This window comes from Polyangium sp. 15x6 (assembly GCF_029960785.1).
In the GTDB taxonomy this organism is placed as follows: Bacteria; Myxococcota_A; Polyangia; order Polyangiales; family Polyangiaceae; genus Polyangium.
In genome coordinates, this window is sequence record NZ_JASBQE010000258.1 from 1 (window position 1) to 941 (window position 941).

Annotated in this window: 1 protein-coding gene; it reads left to right on the top strand. The window is 64.6% G+C overall.

All coding sequences use genetic code 11. The features are described from left to right. A partial coding sequence (locus QHF83_RS53330) for a transposase (protein ID WP_282425884.1) occupies positions 1-908 on the top strand: 908 nt, incomplete at its 5' end. Positions 909-941: the final 33 nt, after the last annotated feature.

The following is a 941-nucleotide window of genomic DNA, read 5'->3' on the forward strand; positions in this document are numbered from 1 at the left end:
TCGTGCGGCAAATCGAGGCTCTCGAAGCCTGGATCCGCGCGCAGGTCGGTGAGGCGGCGGAGGAGCCGCCGCTCAAGGACCTGCTTGAGCTCATCGCGCAGCTTCGCGAGCAGGACCTGGATCCGGAGCCGCCAGGCGGCGGACCGCGGATTCGCGAAGGGGTCGCGAAGGATCGTCGCGTTTCGATCGAGGACCCCGACATGCGCCACGGGCGCAAGAGCAAGAGCAAGCGATTCAACGGCTACAAGCAGCATATCGCCGCGGACCTCGACACCGAGCTGCTCTTGGCGTGCTCCGTCACGCCGGCCAATCGCCCGGAGGGGGAAGGCGCTGCCGGCCTGAAGGCAGACCTCGCGCGCTCGCCACGGCACGAGGCCATTGGAGAAGTGTTCGTCGATCGAGCATACGTCAACAGCGAGTTCGTCGAAGCCTCGGCTGAAAACGGCGCGATGGTCTACTGCAAGCCATGGAACGCGACCAACGGCGACCGCTTCAAGAAGGCTGACTTCAAGCTGAACTTCCGTCTCCGAACGATCACCTGCCCGGCGGGCCATACGCAGAACTTCCGCCCCGGTGAGCTCGTAGAATTCGACCCCCTGACGTGCAATGCGTGTCCTCTCCGGCCTCGCTGCACGAGAGCCAGCAATGACGCGGGGCGGACCATACGCATCGCTCCCGATGAGCAGAGACAGCAACGATTCCGTAAGCTCGTCGGGACGACCAAAGGGCGCGAAGCCCTCAGGCAACGCGTTGGCGTGGAGCACCGACTCGCCCACCTTGCATCCAAGCAGGGGCCGCGTGCCCGCTACCGAGGCTTACGCAACAATCTCTTCGACCTGAGACGCCATGCCGCCATGCTGAACCTCGAGGTAATCCAGCGTCGCAGCGACATGGCCAACGCCGCGTAGTTCCTGGGAGGATCGAACCGTTCGGCGCTCTAG